This is a genomic window from Micromonospora sp. WMMD736, assembly GCF_049179015.1.
GTDB lineage: Bacteria > Actinomycetota > Actinomycetes > Mycobacteriales > Micromonosporaceae > Micromonospora.
On record NZ_JBMHMI010000047.1, the window covers coordinates 1 to 3,576 of the forward strand.

Consider the following 3,576-nt stretch of genomic DNA (forward strand, 5'->3'; position numbering starts at 1 on the left):
GACCGGAACGATGGGTGGCGGCGTCCGCACCCGGCGGACCACCCCCGCTGAGCCGGCGAACCCGGCTCATCAGCCGCTGCAGTAGTTTTCCCACCACCGCACTGCCCCCGGCGGGGCTGGAGAACAGGTCCGGCACGTCGCCGCCAGCTACGTCGTCGTCCTCGTCCAGGTCGGGCAGATCCCGTTTCGGATTGCGGCGCGGCAGGTGCGCACGGCTCGGATCCAGATCCCCCGATCCACCTACGACAGCCAGCAGGCGGCGCACCTTGATCTCGCCGAAGCAGTCCGGCGCAGCGAACGATCCACCCGTACCCGCCAACGCCAGCGACGCGGCGGGCGAGTCGACGCTGGCCGCCAGATCGAGGTTGACCAGCCGACGGACCGCGGGCGGCAACAGGTCGTCATTGGCCGCGAGCGCCCGGTGACCTTCGATCGCCAGATAGCGACTGGCCAGTTTGGGCCGACGCGCCAGCTTGCGCAGGATGTCGGGGGCAAAGGCACCGGCGGCGAGCAACGACGCCTGCACCGACACCGCATCGAGTTGGCGCTGCGGGAGTGCGGTGGGGTCAACGTAGACCGTGACTCCGTCGGTGTACGCCGGTTCGCCAGGACCGCCGGACACCACCGCAACGGTGCGGCCGGCCAGCGCCGATGCCAGCATGCCCAGCCGTTGCGGACCCATTGTGTCGTCGGTTGCCGAGCCCTGCGCCACCACACCTCGCTTGTTGACCAAATATCTGTTCCACCGTAGAGTCCGCCGAGACCGGCAGTCAATCTCTCCCGACCGAATACGGATCATCGTGGATTTCACCTACCCGCCCGAGGTCGAACGGTTCCGCAAGGAACTGCGCGCCTGGCTGGCCGACACGTTGACCGACGACGTGGTGGCCGCCGGCGAGCAGCGCGGCAACGCAGGCTCGTTCGACACCCTGCGGGCGTGGAACGCGACGATCGCCGATGCCGGTTGGGCCGCCGTGTCCTGGCCTTCCGCCTACGGCGGTCGCGGCGCCTCGGTTCTCGAACAGCTGGTATACGCCGAGGAGACGACCCGCCATCGGGTGCCGTTGCCACTCAACGTGATCGGTATCAACAACATCGCGCCCGCGATCATGCAGTTCGGGACCGACGCGCAGAAACACCAGCTGCTCCCACGCATGTTGCGTGCCGACGACATCTGGTGCCAAGGCATGTCGGAGCCCGAGGCAGGTTCCGATCTGGCCTCGCTACGCACCCGGGCAGTCCGCGACGGCGATTGCTTCGTGGTGACCGGCCAGAAGATCTGGACGTCATTGGGTCACCGTGCCGACTGGTGCCAGCTGTATGTGCGTACCGATCCCGATGTGCCCAAACACCAGGGCATTTCCTGTCTGATCGTCGACATGAGCCTGCCCGGGATCGAGGCCAAGCCGCTGGTCACACTCAACGGCGACAGTGACTTCGCGGAGGTGTTCTTCCACGATGTTCGGGTACCGGTGGATGCCCTGCTCGGGCCGGTAGATCAGGGCTGGCAGGTGGCGACGACGACCCTCACCCACGAGCGTGCCGGAGCTGCCCGCCTCTACGCCGAAATGCAGCTCCGGCTCTCGGATCTGGTGCGTGACCTCGCGGATACCGCCGCCGCCGTTGACGACATCACCCTGGCCAGAGTCGGTGAGCTCGCGCTGCGGATCAAGTATCTGGAAGTGCTCTGTCAGCGTTCGGTATCGGCGACACTGCATGGCGGCGACCCGTCAGCCTCGGCCGGCCTGGCCAAGTCGGTGTGGGGCGAGATCGGTCAGGATCTGGCCGCGCTCGCGTTCGACGTCCTCGGCGCGCAGGGGGCCGACGGGCGCTGGGCCGACTTCCGGCTGACCGCGCGTGCCCTCACCATCGCCGGGGGGACCACCCAGGTCACCAAGAACATCACCGCCCAACGAGTGTTGGGGCTGCCGCGGCGATGAACCTCGAGTACTCCGACGAGCAGCAGGCCCTGCGGGACATCGTTCGGGCCTTTCTCGGCGCACAGGCGAGCATCTCGGGCCATGTCCGGCCACTGATCGGCGATCCGACGGGTTGGACCGAACCGGTGTGGCGGGGCCTCACCCAGATCGGCGCCCCCGGGGTGCTGGTGCCCGAGCACTGCGGTGGCGCCGGGATGTCGATGGCCGAAGCCGGCATCGTCGCCGAGGAACTCGGGGCGGGCCTGTATCCCGGACCGTGGCTGTCCACCGCGGTCACCGCCACCCGGTTGCTGACCCGGACGGGCGCAGATGCAGACATCGTGCTGCGGGGGATCGCTGATGGTTCGGTGATCGCGACGGTCGGCGGCCTGACCGGACCGCGACCCACCGGCATCACCACGGCGAGCGGCCACCTGCTGACCGGTGACCTCGGTGCCGTGCCGGATGCGCTCGCGGCCAGAACCCTGCTGGTGCTGGCCGACGAGCCCAGCGGCACCGGCCTGTTCGCCGTCAGCCTGCCTGCCTCCGGTGTCACCGCCACAGCGCAGATCGGTATCGACGGAACCCGGAAGCAGGTCCGCGTCGAGTTGAACGGTGTCGATGCGCAACGGCTTGCCACAGTTTCTCCGGAAACGCTCGACGCGCTCGTCGACGACGTTCTGATCGCTCATGCCGCGGATGCGCTCGGCGCCGCGCGGGCGGTGCTTGGCCTCGCGGTGGACTACGCCAAGACCCGGCAGCAGTTCGGCCAGCCGATCGGTGCGTTCCAAGCCGTTCAACATCTCTGTGTGGACATGTACGAAACCGTCGAACTGGCCCGCAGCGGCGTGCTGCACGCGTTGTGGGCGGCCGATTCGGCCCCGCCGGCCGAACGCCACCTGGCCGCCGTCCGGTGCAAGGCATTCGCCGGGCGCCTCGCCCAGGTCGGCGACACTGCCATCCAGGTGTTCGGCGGCATCGGGTACACGTGGGAGCACGACGCCCAGCTGTATCTCAAACGGCTTCTGAGCTTCAGCAGCCTGCTCGGCGGACCCGATCACTACCTGAAAGAGCTTGGCTCACAGCTAATCACGAGGAGAACAAGATGATCGACTTCACCGGCCAGGTGGCGATCGTCACCGGGGCGGGTCGCGGTCTTGGTCGCCTGTACGCCCTGGAATTGGCGCGCCGTGGCGCTTCGGTGGTGGTCAACGATGTGGGCGGTTCGATGGCTGGTGCTGGTTCGGATGCCAGTGTCGCGAACAGGTCGTCGACCAGATCAGGGCGACCGGTGGGGTGGCGGTACCGTCGCACGATTCGGTCGACAGCCCGGTCGGCGGACAAGCCATCGTCGACACCGCGGCCGAAGAGTACGGCCGGCTGCGAACTCAGCCATCAGAACTTCTCGGCGTGCGGGGGCCGGTTCGCGCGGGTGTTCACCGGCCTCGCCGAGGGTTGGCTGGCCCCGTCGGGCTGCAGTCCGACCGCCGACGACATCGCCGATCACCTGGCCGAGGTGACCGCCACCGACCCGTTCACCATTCCGGGGTCGATCTACGATGAGGTCTTCGGATTCTGCGCACGCCTCGGCATCGCCGCCGGCTGACCCGACCGCGCCTCGAGATCAACGAAATGGCGTGATCCACTCGCACTTTCC

4 protein-coding genes are annotated in these 3,576 nt (G+C 68.0%); 3 read left to right on the top strand and 1 reads right to left on the bottom strand.

The window, feature by feature from the left end:
- Nucleotides 1-799 (bottom strand): hypothetical protein (locus ACN269_RS33310; RefSeq protein ID WP_421477095.1); only part of this gene is annotated, 799 nt, incomplete at its 3' end.
- Between the two features lies 1 nt (nt 800).
- Here ACN269_RS33310 and ACN269_RS33315 point away from each other — a divergent pair.
- From ACN269_RS33315 to ACN269_RS33325, 3 genes are all read left to right on the top strand, one after another.
- A complete protein-coding gene (locus tag ACN269_RS33315) occupies nt 801-1,940 on the top strand; it encodes an acyl-CoA dehydrogenase family protein (protein ID WP_421477097.1) in 1,140 nt (379 codons plus the stop codon).
- Nucleotides 1,937-3,028: an acyl-CoA dehydrogenase family protein gene (locus ACN269_RS33320; protein ID WP_421477099.1), complete on the top strand. Its 1,092-nt coding sequence runs from the start codon at nt 1,937-1,939 to the stop codon at nt 3,026-3,028. Before ACN269_RS33315 ends, ACN269_RS33320 begins: the two co-directional genes overlap by 4 nt.
- Nucleotides 3,029-3,351: 323 nt before the next feature.
- Nucleotides 3,352-3,525, top strand: coding sequence for a hypothetical protein (locus ACN269_RS33325; RefSeq protein ID WP_421477101.1), 174 nt, complete (start codon nt 3,352-3,354; stop codon nt 3,523-3,525).
- Nucleotides 3,526-3,576 lie beyond the last annotated feature (51 nt).

What these genes read in the sequence shown, in the direction of transcription:
- ACN269_RS33320 (WP_421477099.1), top strand. Translation starts at nt 1,937, where the DNA reads ATGAACCTCGAGTACTCCGACGAGCAGCAGGCCCTGCGGGACATCGTT.